A 16,466-nucleotide genomic window follows, 5' to 3' on the forward strand; every position below is an offset into this window, starting at 1 on the left:
CGGAAGTTAAGCCTCTCTGCGCCGATGGTACTGCGAGGGGGACCTCGTGGGAGACTAGGACGCCGCCGGACTTCTTTATAGCAAACCCCCCGAACCTGGTTCGGGGGGTTTGTTGCATTTACAGACCTTTTTGGCTACGTCCTCGGAGCGGTCGTCGCTGTCTGGCGTCCGGCATCGGTACTGTTTCCACGTACTCGACGCTCAAACCGCTACCGGAAGCTTGTGTCCATGAAGAGGCTCGTTCTCGGGCTCGTACTGACCCTGACCGCCTGCACCGCAACCTCGCCTTCGGCGTCTCCCTCCGGTGCCCCGACGCAGACGCCGGCACCCCCTTCTCCCACTGCCACGGTGGTTGTCCTGGCGTCGCCGGTGTTCTACGAAACTATCGGTGACATGGCAGCGAAGTCGGATGCCATGGTCTCGGTTCGGATCGTCGGATCGCACGGCGAGATGGTGCTTCCCGACTACAGTCCCGACGACCCACTCATCAACCCTTACGCCGGCACGGCGCAGACGCCGTCCGGGGCAGAACTCAGGGGACTGGGGACTCCGTCGACGGTCTACGACGCCGTGGTCACAGAGTCGTTCGCGGGCAACCTTGAGGCGGGCGATCAGATTGAGATCCTCGAGGTGGGCGGTGTGGTGGACGGTGTCGCCTACGAAGTGGGCGGCACGCCTGAGCTGACGAGCGACCTGCCCGATCTACTCTTCCTGGTGGGGGTGGATAAGCACGGTCGCTACGTAACCGCGGGTATGGCTCAGGGTCGATTCAAGGAGAGGGGTCCGGGCCAGTACCGGAGCATGGATCCTGCGCTTCCCGAACTGGCGCTGAACTCCGCGAGTGAGATGGCACGTGCGAAAAGCGTCATCGAATCCTGATCTGTACCGCCGGGCAGGGGCTGTCAGCGGGAGGAATGTCGTGACATATTCGGGTCCCGCCGGGTAGACTGGGTACCCGAGCAGGCGCACCGTTGCGCGCCCTGAGGAGGGACTGACATGAGTGCCATCACCGTTTCCCGCAAACTTGGATCGTACGGTGGGCGAATCGCTGAGCGGGTAGCCCAGGAGCTGGGCTGGAAGTTCACGGACCGCCCCTTCGTCGATCGCGTCATCAGTGAATTCGGACTGATCAGGCTCTCGGAGCTCTACGACAAGCCACCGACATTGCTCGACCTGTTCAACGAGAACACCGCGCAGACCATCGACTGGATGAACAAGACGCTGGTCACCCTGGCTGCCAAATACGACGTCGTCATCCTGGGGCGCGGCGGCTTCGCCGTGCTGAAGGGGCACTCCGACGTGTTCAACGTGCTCGTAACGGCGCCGGACGAGGACCGGGTCAGGCGCGTCATGGAAGACAACCGGGTGTCCCGGGGCGTCGCCGGGGAGCTGGTCGAGCGCGATGTCGACACGAAGACCCGCTTCGTCCGCCGCTACTACGGGGAGAACTGGGCGGCAGAGGACAGCTATGACCTGGTGGTGGACACCTCCCAGGTGAACGAGGACGAGGCGGTGCGGCGGATCATCGACTCTGCCCGCGAGTGGTTCGGCTCCAACGGCGGTCCCAAGATCGCCGAGGTGGGCGTCGACCCGATCCTGCTACAGACCATCGAGCAGCGCTTCGAGGAGGAAGTCCCCCTCTACAAGGACTAGGACCTCGTGGCGTGACCTCACTACTGGACGCGAGATTCCAGTGAGCCGGGCCGACCATCGGCTGAACTGGTGCCTGACGGCTCAGTCCAGATCGAGCCGGGCGAGCTGGTCCAGGGAGTAGGTGGCGAGCTGCTCGCCCACCGCGACGACGGCGAAGCCGTGCGAACCGATGCGCCAACTGCCAAGGACCTCGCCGGTGGTCAGGTCCAACTCATAGGTGTAGAAGTCGGCGGACAGCAGGTTGCCGTTCTGCAGGAACGGTTCGTGCAGCCGGAAGCCGTGCTCGCTCACCCACAGGATCTCGCCATCGGGCGCGACCGCCGCGGTCTTGGTGTCGTCTGCCACCACCAGTACGCCGTCGATGGTTGCCGCAGTTGGCGGGATGGCCATGCCGAAGGCGCTGCCCATGGCGGTGCGGACCAGCGGGCCCTCCGTCGCGCCCGTGGTGGCGTTGACGCGCAGAAGCGCGCCGTCCTCGTCTAGGAAGGCGGGCACGGTGATGTCGCCTGCGCGCGGATCCCGGTAGGGGAAGGCCAGACGGACGCCAGCCTCGGTGCGGGTGACGGGGTTGAGCCCGTAGTCGTAAGCCACCGTGCTACTGCCCGCGTTGCACCAGAGCCTGTTCCCGTCGTCGACGAGCCGGCTGCAGTGTGGCATGCCGACGAGCTCGCCGCTCGAGACGTCGATGAAGGCGGTGCGGGCACCGATCCAGAGGGCCGTGAGTCCGTCGGCGACCCGCCGGACGCGGGGCCGGTCCAGGGCGGGCCCCTCCGGGTACTCCTCGGGACGGATGATGATGCGGTTGTCCGAGAACAGGTCGGCGTGGCCCTCCTCCTGTGACAGGTCGAACTGCCAGGCCTGCGTGAGGTCTCCGTCGAGGCCGGTGATGAGGGCGTGCGGTGCGGGAAGTCGCTGTTCGAGGACCAGGACGTGGCCGTGGTCGACGACAAGGCCGGTGATCCAGCCGTCGAAGTCCGCCGACGACGCGGTCTCGCCCGTGGCGGGGTCGATGCGGTGGAGGCTCCATTTGGTGCCCAGGCCCCGCTCCAGTTCAGTGGGCTCGGCACAGAGGAGTTGCCCGTCCAGGAGATCGTCCGCGCAGAAGACCCCGTCCATGGGACGGCGCCACCGTTCCTTGCCGGTAGCGGCGTCGAGACCGTGCAATTGGGTGCCGCCGCCCTGTTCCTCGCGCGTCACGACCGCCCAGGTCTCCCCGGCATCGATCGCGAGGGTGCTGTCCATGAAGCCGCTGAGGGACGTCTCGAACCTGCCCTCGCCCAGATCAGGGCGGAGGTCTGCGAGGTCCAGCGACCACACGGTGGGGACGTCGCCGGTGGGGCGCGGGGGCGGACTGTACGGATCTATGGGGTCGGTCGGAAGCTGCCCTGACGGGGTGCGGCTGGAGCCGGGGTCGCGGTCGCCCAGCCAGCTGATGACGTTCCAGCCGCCGACGAGCACGATGATCGAGAGGATCGTGACCGTGATCACGGGGCTCCAGAGCAGTAGTGTGCCGCGGGCCTTGCGCTGTGGGCGCCATGCCTGTCCGGGCCCGGGCTGCTGCGGTGGAGGCAGAGGCTGGGGCGGCCGTCCTGCCAGTGGTGCAGGAGGCTGTGGTGGCTGCTGCGGTGGTAGGGGTGGCTGTTTGCCGTCGAGGTTGTGCCAGCCGTCGGGACGCTGGAAGTCGACGCGGGGCCTGGCCCCGCGCCCACTGAACGGCCACCTCACTGCCATGCGACCCTCCTCCTCGTGCCTCCGCGAGGGTACCGGAGCAGCGGTTCGTGCTTCGGGCTGTCGTATCTTGGGGGCCATGAGTCAACACGCCGGCCGCCGCGGTTTCTATTTCGCGCCGCAGTGCGCAAAATGCGGCCTGACGACCGGAGTCTTCGAGGTGCTGGGACCCGGCGACATGCCGGAGCGCTGGGGATGCTGGGATGCCCGCTCGCAGCAACTGCACTCCCACCGGACGGACACCGACGGCTGGCGAATGATGCTGCAGGCCGGCGGGCTGGACAACGGCGTGGTGGGTGAGGCCATCGAGCTGGACGACGACAGTGCCGCTGAGCTGCACCGTCGATTGTCCGAGCGTGATGTCGAGGCTCTGGAGTCCGTGAGCGACGACCTCCTCGGCCACTGCGTGGAGTGTGGTGCGTTCTACTGCCACCTGCACTGGCGAGCGGGGAGTTGCCCGGAAGGACACCTGCGCGCGCAGGCCTGACCTCGGGCGAAAGGACCGGCGCCTAGTTGCTCAACGCGGCGCGGACCGTCTCCTGGAGTTCCCTCCAACTCACGGCGAACTTCTCCACGCCCTCGTCCTCCATTACCTGGAAGACGTCAGCGAGGTCCACCCCGGCGTCGGAAATCTCCCGGAGAACCCGGCGCCCCTCCTCCTCGGTGCCCTCCATGGGGCGACCGACGACGCCGTGGTCGGCGAAGGCCTCAAGGGTCTTCTCGGGCATGGTGTTGACCACGCCGCGGGCGACCAGTTCGCTGACGTACATCGTGTCCGGGTAGGACGGGTCCTTCGTGCTCGTGGACGCCCAGAGGGGCCGTTGCGGGTTGGCGCCCTTCGCCTTCAGCGCGGCGAACCTCTCGGAGCCGAAGACCTCCTCGTAGGCGCCGAGGGCGACCTGGGCGTTGGCGATGGCGGCCTTGCCCTTGAGCTCTTCGCGGCCCAGCTTCTCCAGCCGGGCGTCGATCTCGGCGTCGACCCTGGAGATGAAGTACGACGCGACGGAGTGGATCTTGCTGAGGTCGCGCCCGGCCGCGTCGGCGGTCTCGAGGCCGGTGAGGTAGGCGTCCATCACCTCGCGGTACCGGCCCTCGTCGAAGATGAGGGTCACGTTCACGGAGATGCCGCGCCCGATCGACTCAGCGATGGCCGGGACGCCCGCCCTGGTCGCCGGAATCTTGACGAGGAGGTTCTCGCGGGCCACGGTGTCGTAAAGCTCCTGGACCTGGGTGACGGTGGCGTCGGTGTGGTGGGCCAGGTCCGGGGAAACCTCGATGGAGACTCGGCCGTCGAAGCCGTCGCTGGAGGCGTAGATGTCGCGGAAGAGGTCTGCGGCGTCGCGGACGTCGGTGGTGGTGGCCAGACGGATGGCCTCGTCGACATCGGTGAGATCCGCGAGCTGTTCGGCGTACGCCTCGCCGTCGCTGAGGGCCTTGGCGAAGATGGTGGGGTTCGTGGTCACCCCGACGACGTGTTTCGTCGCGATGAGTTCGGCGAGGTTGCCCGTGGTGAGGCGGTCGCGCGAGAGGTCGTCGAGCCAGATGGAAACTCCGGCGTCTGTCAGGGACTTGAGACGGTCTGTCATGGGGAACCCTTCTCCTGGAGTGGTGACTCGAGCCTATGTCGCGCTGAGGTGCACCTGTCGAGGTGCGCCGGATTCGTTAGTCTGGCAACGACCGCAACGGTGCGGTCGAGAGCTGGAGGGTACGAACATGGCGGATGTGGTCGTGGTGGGGTCGGCGAACGTCGACCATGTCGTCGAGATCGACCACCGGCCCGACGGCGGGGAGACCATCCTCGGCTCAGACCTCGTGTTCACTCCGGGCGGCAAGGGCGCGAACCAGGCGGTCGCCGCAGCGCTGGTGGGCGGTCGGGTGGCGTTCCTCGGCTGCGTCGGCACGGACTCCACCGGTGACCTGCTGATCGGCTCGCTGGCAGGGGCCGGCGTCGAACTGGCTGGGATGTCGCGGGTGGAGGCGCCCACCGGGGTCGCCATCATCATGTTGACCCCGGACGGCGAGAACTCGATCATCGTGGCGCCCGGCGCCAACCGCTGGGTGACCCCGGAGTTTGTGGCCTCGCACGCGGACCTGCTGGCTGAGGCCACCGTCGTGGTGGCGCAGCTGGAGATCCCCATGGAATCGGTGGTGGAGGCGGTGTGGCACGCGCCGAACGCGCGCCTGGTCCTGAACGCCGCGCCGGCCCGGGAGTTGCCCGCCGAGCTGCTCGCCGAATGTGACCCTTTGGTGGTCAACGAGTCCGAGGCGGCGTTCCTCCTGGGCGTGGAACCCGACGACGGGGCCCAGCTCGCCCGGGGCCTGCTGGCCCGGGGCGCCCGGTCCGCGGTGGTGACGATGGGCGGTGCGGGGGCGTTCGTGGCCGAGGGGTCGTCGGAGCCCGTGCACATCGCGGCCGCCGTGGTAGAGGCGGTGGACACCACCGGCGCCGGCGACGCATTCGTCGGTGCGTTGGCGGTGCGGTTGGCGGAGGGGTCAGGCTTGGCCGAGGCGGCGTCGTTCGCTGCGCAGGTGGCGGGTGTCGCGGTGACGCGACGGGGGGCCCAGGCGTCTTATCCCCGGCGTGACGAGGTGCCGCCAACCGCGTAGTTGTGGGACCCCGCCGGTAGGGTGCTGGCGTGTGGAAATCAGCGGTGGGCGGCGTCGGCGCATTCCTGACGGTCAAGACGGTGTTCATCGCTGCCCTGGCCGCTGTGGTGGGCGCCTTCCCGCTCGCCCAATTGACGGCCGGTGACGCGGGGTGGTACCTGAGGATCGCCGGGGACGGGTACCCGGAGGCGGTCCCGGGCGGTTTCGCGTTCTTCCCGCTGCTGCCCGGGCTCACGAACATCCCGCTGGCCCTGGGGCTGCCGGGCGAGTGGGCTCTGCTGGCGGCAGCGTGGCTGGGCTCGGTAGTGGCGGTCATCGGGATCCAGCGGGTGGGCCATGAACTCGGCTCGGGCGCCGTCGGATTCTGGTTGGCGTTCTGCTGGGCCGTGGCGCCTCGGTCAGAGCTCCAGGCGATGGGTTTCGCCGAGGGCTGGGTGGCGGCTTTTGTGGCGTGGGGAATCTGGGCGATGCTGACCCGCCGATCCTTCCTCGCCGGGATCATGGGACTGCTCGCTGGGTTGACCCACGTGTCAGGCCTGCCGTACCTGGCGACGCTGTGGCTGTGGTGGCTGGCGGGCGTGGGCGGCAGCCGGCGGGAACGTGGCTGGCGGTCCAAGCTGCGCCTCGACAGGCTGGGCGCCGCCGTCCTGGGCTCGTTGGGGCTCGGGTTGTACTGGCTGTACGTCGGTTACCGCATGGGTGCCGCGAGCGGCTTCCCTGAGATGTTCGCGGCGCGCAATGGCGGGCTAGGGTCGCCTCTGGACGGGCTGGTGCGGGTGTGGGCCGTGCTCACGGGTCAGGCCGACGGCGTGACGTGGGCCGGTGCCGGAACGGATGCGATCGCTGTGGCCGTGGCGGTGGTGCTCGTGCTCGTGCTGATCTACATGAGGGAGCACTGGCTGGTGATCGTCCCGGCGGCGCTGGCAGTGGTGCTCGCGCTGATGCAGGGGCGGGTCGAGGGGATGGGGGCGCTGCTGCTGCCGTGGTTCGCGCTGTGGTTGCCACTGGCGCGGTTGTTCGCCCGGGTGTCGCCGTGGGTGATGGTTCCCGTCGCGCTTGCGCTCACCGTCGGCTCTGTCATGTGGGGGATCGATGGGGCGATGTACCGGTGGTCGCCGTAGGTTATCCACAGCTTCGCTTATAGGGAGGGGAAGTGACCCCCGGCGTTGTTTAGATGGGGCTCGGATTGTGGATCGGAGTTCTTCATGAGGCTGTGTGTGGCCGCCGTTGCCGGCGCTGCGTTGCTGGTTGGGTGTACGGCCGGGGCGGTGGAGTCGCCGGAGCCTGAAGACGAGCGGACGGTGGTGTCCGCTTCGCCGTCGATGTCGCCGAGTGTGAGTGTGTCGCCGAGTGCCAGCCCGAGTCCCTCGCCGACGACGTTTGAGTCGTACCCGGGTGAACTGCCGACGGAGGATGCGGAGTCGGCGGCCATCATCGCTGGTTGGCAGGAGTATCAGCGAGTCGTAGCGAAGTTCAGCGCGGATCCACTGGGGTTCTCTGATTTCACGGAAACGCAGAACGTGACCACGGGAAACGAGAAGGTGGTGGTACTAGACATGCTTGCGGGCTACCGCGAGGAGCAGTTGAAGGTCATTGGCCGATTCGCCTTTGATGACGTGGTGGTTTCCCCTGTCGAAGCAAATGCCGAGGGTCTACGCGAGGTCTCCCTCTCGTATTGCGTGGATCGCTCGAACATGCAAGTCCTTACCTACGACGGTGTAGCGCGGGACACGTCAGAACTCACTGCTACCTTCCCTGAAACCGCGACCTTGGTGGAGGGCGCTGACGCGGTCTGGCGGGTCTCCAAGATCCGAAATAGCCAGGATCGGGAATGTTGAGGACGATCTCGATCTCGCTGATCTGTTTGCTCCTCACTTTCGGAATCTCTGCGGCCCCAGCATCGGCAGAGCCGCAATGCACCAGGTCGGGAGTGCTGGGCCAGTGTCTGGAGTGGGAGGAGAGCCTCCCCGAAGTAGGGAGCGGCGAGGAACCCAACCCTGGTGCCAACGTCGCAGTACCGCCCGGTCAACCGCGCGTTTGCACCTGGCAGGGGAGCATCATCGATTGCGTTACCTCCCTGGGGTCCTGGAGCACGATCGCATCCTCGTGGTGTCGCCTCGCCCAACCGCAGCCCCCACCTTCGGATCCGGCGTGGGAGGGCAGAGCTGACGGAGCGATCTATCTCTGCACGCGTCCAGGAGGAGATCTGGTCCCAGATCCGCGCATGGTGTCCACGCGCTGGCTGCCCGCGCCGCCGGAGGCGGTACAGGTGGATCCCCGGGAGGTGGCGCTGCGCCTGTTGGCGCGGCTGGACCTCGAGGCCGTCGCCCTGGGGATGTTCCCGCGCGGCGATAACGATGTGCGCCTGAGCTTTGTGGGATGGCAGAACTGGATGTGGGCCGAGTCGCCGTCGGAGAAGCAGTGGGGGCCGATCACCTCGTCGGATTCGGTCAGCGGTGTGACGGTGACACTGCGGGCCGAGGTGGAGCGCGTCGACTGGGACATGGGCGACGGCACCACCGTGACATGCGGGAAGGGCACGCCGTGGTCGGCGGTTCAGACCCAGGGTGGAAAGAACGTGAAGTCGCCCGACTGCGGGCACATGTACGAGGAGATGGGGACCTACGAGGTGACGGCGACATCGCACTGGGCGGTCAGTTGGAGCGGCGCCGGCCGCTCGGGCATGTTGCCGTTCACGCTGTCGCGCAGTGCTGACTACCTCGTCGGGGAATACCAGGCCGTCAACACGAAACGCTGACCAGGTCTCGCGTCTCCGTGGCCCTCGGTTTGTCAGCCGGCGCGTGGGGCGGTGAATCAAGCGCTTTCAAGGTGACTTCAAGCCCATTTCGATTGTGTGTTGACATTGGTCTTCCGTTGGGCATAGCCTTCTCTCTGGATACGCAATTGAAAGGAGAGGTCCCATGTTGAAGTTCACTACCGCGCACCGCCTGCGCCGTGCCAACGGGGCTGCCTCCTTTGCGGGTTCCCAGAACGCCTGACGCGTTCACAACCCCTTCTGACACCCTCGTTTACTGAGGGTCTGCGGCGCGCCCGCGTCGTTGCGGGCCGTCAATACCCCCTTTGCTGATGATTATCGGCATGCCATTTTCCTGTGCATTCTGCGCGCCCAAAAGAGAAATGAAACCATCTGATGAACACGCTCCTAGCGGAACGAATACCCGTACTCACTGACCATCTACTCGAGCATTCTGAGCGTCGGCTGGGCCTAGCTGAACGCGTCGCGATGCGCATCGGCCTCTGGATGCTTCTCTGGAGCATCAGGTACGAGCGGAACGAGCGACACCATGACGAGCGACTCGTCAACCAGGAACACCTCGACCGTGAATCTCGCGAACAGCACTATGTATCACGCCTGGGCCTCAACCGCCCCTACTGAAGCCGACGGCACAGCTGTCGGAGAGCACCCGACCCCCGGGTGGACTGGAATCACACAGTTCGCCCGGGGCAACGGATGCTCAACCCACAATTCTCTATAGCCACCCGCGCTCAGCGTGAGAATCTGCACCGCGGATGGTGCTTGCTGGCCGGCGTACCGGGAGCGGTAGCGGCCCGGTTCAGGAGGCCGTGCGACGGAGTACCGCGAACCCGTCCCAGCCCTTGGTGCCCACGGTCTGAATGGCTGCCACGTCTAGCCTCGGGTCCGCGCCGGCAGTAGTCAGGGCAGCGCGGACGCCACGGGAGTCGTCGTCGTCCGGGTTGAGCACTTTGCCGCCCCGTGCGACGTTGTCGATCACGATCAGCGCGCCCGGGCGGGTGAGCGCAATCGAGCGCTCCAGATACGTGGGCAGCGACGCCTTGTCCGCGTCGATGAACACGAGATCGAACGGCTCGACCTGCAACTCGACCAATCTCTCCGACGAGCGCGCCGCAGGGCCGCACATGATGTCGACCCAGGCGCTGACCCCCGCTGCATCGAGGTTCCGACGGGCCACGTCGGCGTTGCTGCGCTCGAGTTCGAGGCTGACCACGCGGCCCGTGGGCCCCACGGCCCGCGCTAGCCAGATCGTCGAGTAGCCCGCCAGCGTGCCGAACTCCAGGACCCGCCTGGCGCCGGAGGCGGAGGCGAGGATATGGAGGAGGCGGCCCATGGACGGCGAGACCTCGATGCCTGGCCGCGTCACCTCGGTGGAGGTGCGGGCGGCGATGAGGGCGTCATCCTCGGCGGCGAGCGGCGCGATGAGCGCGTCGAAAGCCTCGGGCGTCGGGTTGTCGGCCATCCTGCGAGCGTAGTGCCCCCGCTGGCTCACGAAACGGGCGGGTTCTCGCTCAGGCTGCGGAGCTCGTCGGTCAGGTTGGCGCGGGCCTGGCTTTCCCAGAGGTCGCGGGCGAGTTCCGTGTGGAAGAGCGGGTCCTTGGCCAGGAGTTGGCGCAGCACCTGGGAGCGTCCCTGGCGCCAGGCGTCATCGTCGACATGGGCGTAATCGAGGCGCACGTCGCGGACGTAGACGTGGTAGCGGCCGGGGATCTGGCCGAGGATGCTGAGGTCGGCGTCAGAGAGAGTCGCCTCGCGCTCGTCGCCGGGGGAGTGCGTCGCGGTCATGCGGATGAGCCGGCCGGCCGCCGCGACGTCTGCCGCGCTGAGCAGGCCCGCGAGCGAATCCTCCGCCAGCTGGGCGGAGGCTTCCTCGTCCTGGCCGGGGACGCCGTCGTAGATCGCGTCGTGGAACCAGGCCGCGAGGATGACGACGGGGTCGGTGCAACCGAGGTCGCCGAGCGCCATCAGCACGTGGGCCAGATGGCGGACGTCGTGATAGTGGCGGTCCGGTTGCTGCCACCGGGCGAGTAACTCATCACGGAGGTCGTCGGGGAAGCCGAGGTAGCCCCACGAGCGGTGGGCGACTGCCAAGGCTTCTGCCCGCGTCGGCGACTTCTGCGGCTTGCGCACCCGCAGTCCGCTGGCGCTGAGCGCCCGGATGAGCTCCATCTCGCCGACGGGCTGAGCCCCCTGGGCGACCAGGTCGTCGTAGCGGGAGGCGGGGACGTCGTAGTGGTCGTGATCGAAGGCCCGGGGCGGGAGCCCCGCCGAGCGCGCGAAGGTGTGCAACTCCTCGAGGGAGGTGTCAGACACGAGGTGTGCGAAGACGGTGCCGTGGGCCGGCCAGCGCGGGGGATCGATCAGGACTGCCATCTGTCTAGTCTGCCTCTCGGTGCCGTTCCTGGGACAGGATCGGCGCTGTCCACACCGGGTTGGGTCACCGCCGTGCGGTCTACGCGGTGGTGGTGCGCAGGTCGAGGCCGAGATCCAGGACGCGGGCCGAGTGGGTCAGCGCGCCGATGGAGATGTAATCGACGCCCGTGGCGGCGACAGCGTGGGCTGATTCCAGGGTCAGGCCGCCGCTCGCCTCCGTCTTCACACCGGCCGGGCGGCAGATCTCCACGGCAGCGCGCATCGTGTCGGGGGCCATGTTGTCGAGGAGGACGAGTTCGGCGCCGACCTCCACTGCCGCGCGGACCTGCTCCAGCGTGTCGCACTCCACCTCGACGGAGATGCCGGGCGCGGCCCGCTGCACTGCGCGGAACGCCGCCTCCACCGAGCCGGCAGCGGCGACATGGTTGTCCTTGATCAGAGCGGCATCCCCGAGCGCCATCCGGTGGTTCACGCCGCCGCCGTCAACGACGGCGGCCTTCTGCAACGCCCGCAGGCCGGGCACCGTCTTGCGGGTGTCGCGGATCTGGGCTGCGGTGCCGGCGACGGCCTCGACCCAGCGGGAGGTCGCGGTGGCCACTCCGGACAACTGCCCCAGGAAGTTCAGGAGCGTGCGCTCGGCGGTGAGGAGGGTCTGGACCGGGCCGGAGATCCGCAGCACCACGTCGCCGGGTGCGACGTGGGTGCCGTCCGGCGCGACCACCTCGGCCGAGGCGCTGGAACCGACCCTGTCGGCCAGCGTCTTCAGGGCGGCGAGCGCGGCGTTGATGCCCGAGATGACGCCCGCCTCACGGCTGACGACCTCGGCGACACCCTGCGCTTCAGCGGGCACCGTGGTGAGGGTGGTGACGTCCGGGCCGTAGCGGAGGTCCTCGTCGAGGGCGATGTCGACGAGGCGCTGCAGTTCGGCCCGGGCTTCGGTGGTCGTCTCCTGCAGGGTGGTCATGCGGCGGTCCTTTCGACGGTGGGGAGGGGCTCGGCGCTGCAGCTGAGGGTGCCGTTGATGAGGGTGACGAGCAGGCGGCGCGCCTCGGCCTGCCCGGGGAAGTCGGCGCGGCGGTGTGCGCCCCGGGACTCCTGGCGCGCGAGGGCCGCCGTCGCAATCGCCATGGCGACCGTATGGAGGTTGGTGGCGGTGAGGGAACGGTCGGTCAGGGTGTCGGTGGACGGGGCCGCCCCGAGGTCGCTGAGCAGTGTGGTCAGGCCGTCGGCGGTGCGCGAGACGAAGGCGTGGCGCTGCACGGCGGCGCGGAGCGCGGGCGTCGACGAGGGGTCGATGAGGCACGGCTCGGTACTGACACCTACCCGCTCAGTCGCCACTCCGCTGCGCGAGGTGGGCTCGACCGGAGCGGCGGCCAGCAGCCGGCCCACGCGGTCGCCCATGACGAGGGCCTCAGTCAGCGAGTTGGACGCCAGGCGGTTCGCGCCGTGCAGGCCGGTGGCGGCGACCTCCCCGACGGCGAAGAGCCCCGCCACGCTGGTCTCGCCGTGGAGCGTGGCGGCGACGCCACCACACGAGTAGTGCGCCGCTGGATGAACGGGGATGGGTTCGGTCACGGGGTCGATGCCCCGCTCCCGGCAGAGCGCCAGGATGCCCGGGAAGTGGGTCTCCCACGTGGCGGTTCCGAACTGGGTGGCGTCGAGGAACGCGTGGGCCTCACCGGTGGCGGTGAGGTGCGCGACGATCGCAGCGGAGACCACGTCGCGCGGGGCCAGGTCCTGGAGCGGATGGACGCCCGCCATGATGCGGCGACCCGACGAGTCCACCAGGAACGCGCCCTCGCCCCGAACGGCCTCGCTGATCAGCATCCCGCGGGCGGTGGCCGCCTCGTCCGCGAGGACGGTGGGATGGAACTGGACGAACTCGATGTCGCGCACGGCCGCGCCGGCGCGCAGGGCCGCGGCCACGCCATCGCCCGTGGCCACAGTCGGGTTGGAGGTGACGGGCCACAGTTGGCCGATGCCGCCGGTGGCGAGCACGACGGCGTCGGCGCGAATGTCGAAGGGCTCATCACCGAGCGCGCGGATGCCGACGGCGCGGCCGTCCTCTGTCAGGATGTCGACGAGCCGGGTGTTCTCCAGGATGCGGACCGAACTGCCCTCCAGCGCGCGCGACAGCGCCGCCCAGAGGGCGCGCTCGATCTCGGCGCCGGTGGCGTCGCCGTCGGCGTGGATGATGCGCCGGTGGGAGTGGCCGCCCTCGAGGTGCAGGTCCAGTTCACCGTCTGGCGTGCGGTCGAACTTCGCGCCCAGTTCGATGAGCCGGGTGATGGAGCCGGGGGCGGAGGTGACCAGGTCGCGGACGACGGTCTCGTCGCAGAGGCCGACCCCGGCGGTGAGGGTGTCGGCGATGTGGGCCTCGAAGGAGTCGCCCGCGTTCCAGACCGCCGCGAGGCCGCCCTGGGCCCAGCCGGTGGCCGAATCGGTGACACCCGCCCGCGTGACCGCTATGGTGTCGACGCCCGCCGCGGCGAGGTGGAGCAGCGTGGACAGGCCGGCGGCGCCGGTGCCCACAACCACGACCCGCGCGCGCATCACTCGCCCGAGCCGGGGTTGCCGATCGCGATCATGCGCTCCACCGCCTGGCGGGCCTTGAGCGCGATCTCGGGCGCCACGTCGACCTCGTACGCCGCCGTGGTGGCCGGGTCGCCGAGGCAGGCCTCGAGCTTCTCCGGCGTGATCAACTTCATGTACGGGCACGACGCCTGGGCGTTCACGGGGCGGAAATCCGTCGTCGGGTTGGCCTTGCGGAGCTGGTGCAGCATCCCGATCTCCGTGGCCACGAGCACCTGGCTACGCGTTTCGTTGCGCGCCATGTCGAGCATGCCGCCCGTCGACAACACGTGCGTGCGGCCCTCCGCCAGTTCGCCGGATTCCGCGAGCCACAGGGCCGAGGTGGTGCAACCGCATTCCGGATGCACGTAGAGGCCCGCGTCGGGATTGCTGCGGACGGCGTCGATGAGGTTCGACGGGGAGATGTCGGCGTGCACGTGGCACTCGCCGAGCCATACCTGGATGTTCTTCCGGCCGGTGGCGCGGCGCACGTGGGCGCCCAGGAACTGATCCGGGAGGAACAGGATCTCGCGGTCCTCCGGGATGCTGCGCACGACCTCGACCGCGTTGGAGGACGTGCAGCAGATGTCCGTGAACGCCTTCACCTCCGCCGTCGTGTTGACGTAGGAGATGACGGCGGCGTCAGGGTGCTCGGCCTTCCAGGCGCGGAGCTGGCCGGCGTCGATGGTGTCGGCGAGCGAGCAGCCGGCGTTCTGGTCCGGGATCAGGACGCGCTTGGCGGGGGAGAGGATCTTCGCGGTCTCGGCCATGAAGTGCACCCCGGCGAACACGATGGTCTCGGCGTCGACGGTGGCGGCCAGCCGGCTGAGGGCGAGGGAGTCGCCGACGTGGTGCGCCACGTCCTGGATGATGCCGGACTGGTAGTTGTGCGCCAGGATCACCGCGTTGCGCTCGACGGCCAACGCGTGGACGCGGTCCTGCCACTGCGCGACTTCGTCTGCGGTCCACTGCTCCCAGGTGCGGTTCAGGGTGAGCGTCATGGCGGGTCTCCCTCCGTGGGTTTTCGTCTCTCAGGCGGAAACTTGCGTCACTGTAGCATGCGGCCATGACCAGCAGCCAAATCCGCGACTCCGCCGGGGTAGCCCTCTACCGCCACGAGGCAATCGGCGCGGTGCTGCAGGTGCGCGGCGGAGGCCCCGACGCGAGGCTGTGCGTGCTGACGGCGATCCGGGGCTCGGCGCCTTTCGCCGGCGCGCCCGCGCTGCCGTCGGGGCCGGTGGAGCCGGGCGAGACCCTGGAGGCATCGGTGCTGCGGCACCTGGCGGCGAAGGTCGATATCGCCGGGTTGGCGCACCTGGAGCAGTTGGGCACCAGTTCCGATCCCTCGCGGGACCCGGCGCAGCGCACCATCGGGACGAGCTACCTCGGGCTGGTGGCTGCGGGCGCCGAGCCGGAGCTACCGGAGAACGCCGCCTGGGTGGACGTCGACGGCGTGGGGGAGATGGCCTTCGACCACCGGTTCGTCGTGGCGCACGCCGTGCGTCGGCTGAGGGCCAAGTTGTCGTACACGAATATCGGTTTCGCGCTGATGCCGGAGGAGTTCACGATCGCAGAGCTGCGCTCCGTGTACGTGGCGGCGCTGGGTCACGACGTCGCGCCCACGAACCTGCAGCGGGTGCTGACGCGGCGTGGGCAACTGGAATCGACGGGCGAGCTGACCGTCTCAGGCGCGAAGGGCGGCCGGCCCGCGCGGGTGTTCCGCTTCGTTGACAGGGAACTGGTGGGGACCGACCCGTTCGCGGTGTTGCGCCCGGAGTGAGATCCACCTGTCAGGGCGGGCGGAGTCAGCCGACGACGTCGTAGAGGAGGCGGGCGAACTGGCCGTGCGCCTGCGCCGAGACCAGCCGGAGGCGGTCCGACTCCAGGCGCCGCGGCAGGAGCGGGGCGCCGCCGGTGAGGGCGACGGGGGCGACCGACAGCGCGATCTGGTCCAGCAGCCCGGCGTCGAGGAACTGACCGGCCAGGTCGCCGCCGCCGACCACCCAGATGGCGCCGTCGCCGGCCGCCTCACGGATTGCCCCGATGTGGTCGGTCACCGCACCGGAGATGAAGCGGACGTCCGCGCCCTCTGGCCGAGGCAGGTTGCGCGTGGTGAAGACGAAGGCGGGCCGCGACCCGTGGAAATCCTGCCACTTCTCGGGGTGGTTCAGGATGTCGTCGTGGTCGAGGACCCACTGGTAGGTGGTGGAACCCTCGACCAGGACGGTGGCGCCGTCCGGGAACAGGCCCTCGTCGGGGTGGTCGCCGCCGTCGACCGCAAAGAGCCAGTCCAGCGAATTGTGCTCGTCGGCGATCCAGCCGTTGATGCTGGTGGCGGTGTCGAAGAGGATCCTGCCCATGGCTCAGCCCGCGTGCATGGGTTCCGGATCCGAGAAGCGCTGCTCCGTGCCGGGCGTGCCGTCGTCGCGCACCCAGGCGACGGCGAGCTTGTCCTTGGTGCCGAAGCGCACGAGGTGGCGGCCCACGACCTGCTCCAGCCGCTCGATGGCCTCCGCGTCGGGGCCGAAGACCTGCAGGACCAGCGTGTCGGTCTCCGCGGTGAGTTCGGCGCGGCCCAGGTCGCCCAGTTGCACCCAGCCGGATTCGGTCTCCGCGGACCACTCGCCGCCTGCGCGGCGCCCCAGGTGGCCGACCAGTTGCTTCCCGTACCGGGCCGGGCGCTCCGTCGTGACGGACGCGACGCTGCTCATGCCTGCGGGTGCCGAGTTAGGTTCACCTAAGTTCATGCTCCCAGGCT

Annotated in this window: 18 protein-coding genes and 1 rRNA gene; 9 read left to right on the top strand and 10 right to left on the bottom strand. The window is 68.7% G+C overall.

Translation table 11 applies throughout. The annotated features are described in order from the left end of the window. The 3 genes from rrf to H5393_RS00015 all read left to right on the top strand — a co-directional run. Nucleotides 1-71: ribosomal RNA gene (gene rrf, locus H5393_RS00005) — 5S ribosomal RNA — on the top strand; the annotation flags it as partial. Nucleotides 72-228: 157 nt separating this feature from the next. After that, a complete protein-coding gene (locus H5393_RS00010) occupies nt 229-879 on the top strand; it encodes a hypothetical protein (RefSeq protein ID WP_182765026.1) in 651 nt (216 codons plus the stop codon). Nucleotides 880-996: 117 nt separating this feature from the next. Further along, entirely contained in the window at nt 997-1,653 is a 657-nt protein-coding gene (locus H5393_RS00015) for an AAA family ATPase (RefSeq protein WP_182765027.1), read from the top strand. Between the two features lie 81 nt (nt 1,654-1,734). Here the strand turns inward: H5393_RS00015 and H5393_RS00020 are convergent, their stop codons facing one another. After that, on the bottom strand, nt 1,735-3,141 hold the full coding sequence (locus H5393_RS00020) for a PQQ-binding-like beta-propeller repeat protein (protein ID WP_182765028.1): 1,407 nt from the start codon (nt 3,139-3,141) through the stop codon (nt 1,735-1,737). Nucleotides 3,142-3,460: 319 nt separating this feature from the next. On the opposite strand from H5393_RS00020, the gene H5393_RS00025 reads away from it, so the two are divergent. Next, complete coding sequence (locus H5393_RS00025) at nt 3,461-3,868, top strand: hypothetical protein (RefSeq protein ID WP_182765029.1); 408 nt, start codon at nt 3,461-3,463, stop codon at nt 3,866-3,868. 22 nt (nt 3,869-3,890) lie between these two features. Here the strand turns inward: H5393_RS00025 and tal are convergent, their stop codons facing one another. Beyond that, a complete protein-coding gene (gene tal, locus H5393_RS00030) occupies nt 3,891-4,967 on the bottom strand; it encodes a transaldolase (protein ID WP_182765030.1) in 1,077 nt (358 codons plus the stop codon). A 127-nt stretch (nt 4,968-5,094) separates the two neighbouring features. Between tal and H5393_RS00035 the strand changes: the two genes are divergently transcribed. The 4 genes from H5393_RS00035 to H5393_RS00050 all read left to right on the top strand — a co-directional run bounded on the left by H5393_RS00035 (nt 5,095) and on the right by H5393_RS00050 (nt 8,746). Beyond that, complete coding sequence (locus tag H5393_RS00035; protein ID WP_182765031.1) at nt 5,095-5,988, top strand: ribokinase; 894 nt, start codon at nt 5,095-5,097, stop codon at nt 5,986-5,988. A gap of 29 nt (nt 5,989-6,017) precedes the next feature. Then, nucleotides 6,018-7,109, top strand: a complete 1,092-nt coding sequence (locus H5393_RS00040) for a hypothetical protein (RefSeq protein ID WP_182765032.1) — start codon at nt 6,018-6,020, stop codon at nt 7,107-7,109. Nucleotides 7,110-7,205: 96 nt separating this feature from the next. After that, complete coding sequence (locus H5393_RS00045; protein WP_220488118.1) at nt 7,206-7,826, top strand: hypothetical protein; 621 nt, start codon at nt 7,206-7,208, stop codon at nt 7,824-7,826. Between the two features lie 386 nt (nt 7,827-8,212). Continuing rightward, the gene (locus H5393_RS00050; RefSeq protein WP_182765034.1) at nt 8,213-8,746 is read left to right on the top strand and encodes a hypothetical protein; all 534 of its coding nucleotides are present in this window, start codon (nt 8,213-8,215) and stop codon (nt 8,744-8,746) included. Between the two features lie 468 nt (nt 8,747-9,214). Here H5393_RS00050 and H5393_RS14355 read toward each other — a convergent pair whose 3' ends face one another. The 6 genes from H5393_RS14355 to nadA form a co-directional block, all read right to left on the bottom strand. Then, nucleotides 9,215-9,349, bottom strand: a complete 135-nt coding sequence (locus tag H5393_RS14355; protein ID WP_255436226.1) for a hypothetical protein — start codon at nt 9,347-9,349, stop codon at nt 9,215-9,217. A gap of 214 nt (nt 9,350-9,563) precedes the next feature. Beyond that, nucleotides 9,564-10,226, bottom strand: a complete 663-nt coding sequence (locus H5393_RS00055) for an O-methyltransferase (protein ID WP_182765035.1) — start codon at nt 10,224-10,226, stop codon at nt 9,564-9,566. A 26-nt stretch (nt 10,227-10,252) separates the two neighbouring features. After that, nucleotides 10,253-11,137 (bottom strand): DUF4031 domain-containing protein, encoded by an 885-nt coding sequence (locus tag H5393_RS00060; protein ID WP_182765036.1) that lies wholly within the window; start codon nt 11,135-11,137, stop codon nt 10,253-10,255. A gap of 79 nt (nt 11,138-11,216) precedes the next feature. Continuing rightward, nucleotides 11,217-12,101 (bottom strand): carboxylating nicotinate-nucleotide diphosphorylase, encoded by an 885-nt coding sequence (gene nadC, locus H5393_RS00065; RefSeq protein WP_182765037.1) that lies wholly within the window; start codon nt 12,099-12,101, stop codon nt 11,217-11,219. Beyond that, nucleotides 12,098-13,690, bottom strand: a complete 1,593-nt coding sequence (gene nadB / locus H5393_RS00070) for an L-aspartate oxidase (protein WP_182765038.1) — start codon at nt 13,688-13,690, stop codon at nt 12,098-12,100. The genes nadC and nadB overlap by 4 nt, the downstream gene beginning before the upstream one ends. Further along, a complete protein-coding gene (gene nadA, locus H5393_RS00075) occupies nt 13,690-14,709 on the bottom strand; it encodes a quinolinate synthase NadA (RefSeq protein ID WP_182765039.1) in 1,020 nt (339 codons plus the stop codon). Before nadA ends, nadB begins: the two co-directional genes overlap by 1 nt. A 65-nt stretch (nt 14,710-14,774) precedes the next feature. Between nadA and H5393_RS00080 the strand changes: the two genes are divergently transcribed. After that, nucleotides 14,775-15,488 carry an NUDIX domain-containing protein gene (locus H5393_RS00080; RefSeq protein ID WP_182765040.1) on the top strand — a complete coding sequence of 238 codons (714 nt, stop codon included), beginning with the start codon at nt 14,775-14,777 and terminating at the stop codon, nt 15,486-15,488. Nucleotides 15,489-15,513: 25 nt separating this feature from the next. Here the strand turns inward: H5393_RS00080 and H5393_RS00085 are convergent, their stop codons facing one another. Continuing rightward, nucleotides 15,514-16,068, bottom strand: coding sequence for a dihydrofolate reductase family protein (locus H5393_RS00085; protein ID WP_182765041.1), 555 nt, complete (start codon nt 16,066-16,068; stop codon nt 15,514-15,516). A 3-nt stretch (nt 16,069-16,071) separates the two neighbouring features. Then, on the bottom strand, nt 16,072-16,455 hold the full coding sequence (locus H5393_RS00090) for a DUF2218 domain-containing protein (RefSeq protein ID WP_220488119.1): 384 nt from the start codon (nt 16,453-16,455) through the stop codon (nt 16,072-16,074). Nucleotides 16,456-16,466 lie beyond the last annotated feature (11 nt).

Source organism: Tessaracoccus sp. MC1756 (assembly GCF_014164735.1).
Classification (GTDB): Bacteria; Actinomycetota; Actinomycetes; order Propionibacteriales; family Propionibacteriaceae; genus Arachnia.

Bases quoted from the DNA above. Each gene is read 5' to 3' on its own strand.
- H5393_RS00010 (WP_182765026.1), top strand. From the start codon at position 229: ATGAAGAGGCTCGTTCTCGGGCTCGTACTGACCCTGACCGCCTGCACC.
- H5393_RS00015 (WP_182765027.1), top strand. From the start codon at position 997: ATGAGTGCCATCACCGTTTCCCGCAAACTTGGATCGTACGGTGGGCGA.
- H5393_RS00025 (WP_182765029.1), top strand. From the start codon at position 3,461: ATGAGTCAACACGCCGGCCGCCGCGGTTTCTATTTCGCGCCGCAGTGC.
- tal (WP_182765030.1), bottom strand. From the start codon at position 4,967: ATGACAGACCGTCTCAAGTCCCTGACAGACGCCGGAGTTTCCATCTGG.
- H5393_RS00035 (WP_182765031.1), top strand. From the start codon at position 5,095: ATGGCGGATGTGGTCGTGGTGGGGTCGGCGAACGTCGACCATGTCGTC.
- H5393_RS00050 (WP_182765034.1), top strand. From the start codon at position 8,213: ATGGTGTCCACGCGCTGGCTGCCCGCGCCGCCGGAGGCGGTACAGGTG.
- H5393_RS00055 (WP_182765035.1), bottom strand. From the start codon at position 10,226: ATGGCCGACAACCCGACGCCCGAGGCTTTCGACGCGCTCATCGCGCCG.
- H5393_RS00060 (WP_182765036.1), bottom strand. From the start codon at position 11,137: ATGGCAGTCCTGATCGATCCCCCGCGCTGGCCGGCCCACGGCACCGTC.
- nadC (WP_182765037.1), bottom strand. From the start codon at position 12,101: ATGACCACCCTGCAGGAGACGACCACCGAAGCCCGGGCCGAACTGCAG.
- nadB (WP_182765038.1), bottom strand. From the start codon at position 13,690: ATGCGCGCGCGGGTCGTGGTTGTGGGCACCGGCGCCGCCGGCCTGTCC.
- nadA (WP_182765039.1), bottom strand. From the start codon at position 14,709: ATGACGCTCACCCTGAACCGCACCTGGGAGCAGTGGACCGCAGACGAA.
- H5393_RS00080 (WP_182765040.1), top strand. From the start codon at position 14,775: ATGACCAGCAGCCAAATCCGCGACTCCGCCGGGGTAGCCCTCTACCGC.
- H5393_RS00085 (WP_182765041.1), bottom strand. From the start codon at position 16,068: ATGGGCAGGATCCTCTTCGACACCGCCACCAGCATCAACGGCTGGATC.
- H5393_RS00090 (WP_220488119.1), bottom strand. From the start codon at position 16,455: ATGAACTTAGGTGAACCTAACTCGGCACCCGCAGGCATGAGCAGCGTC.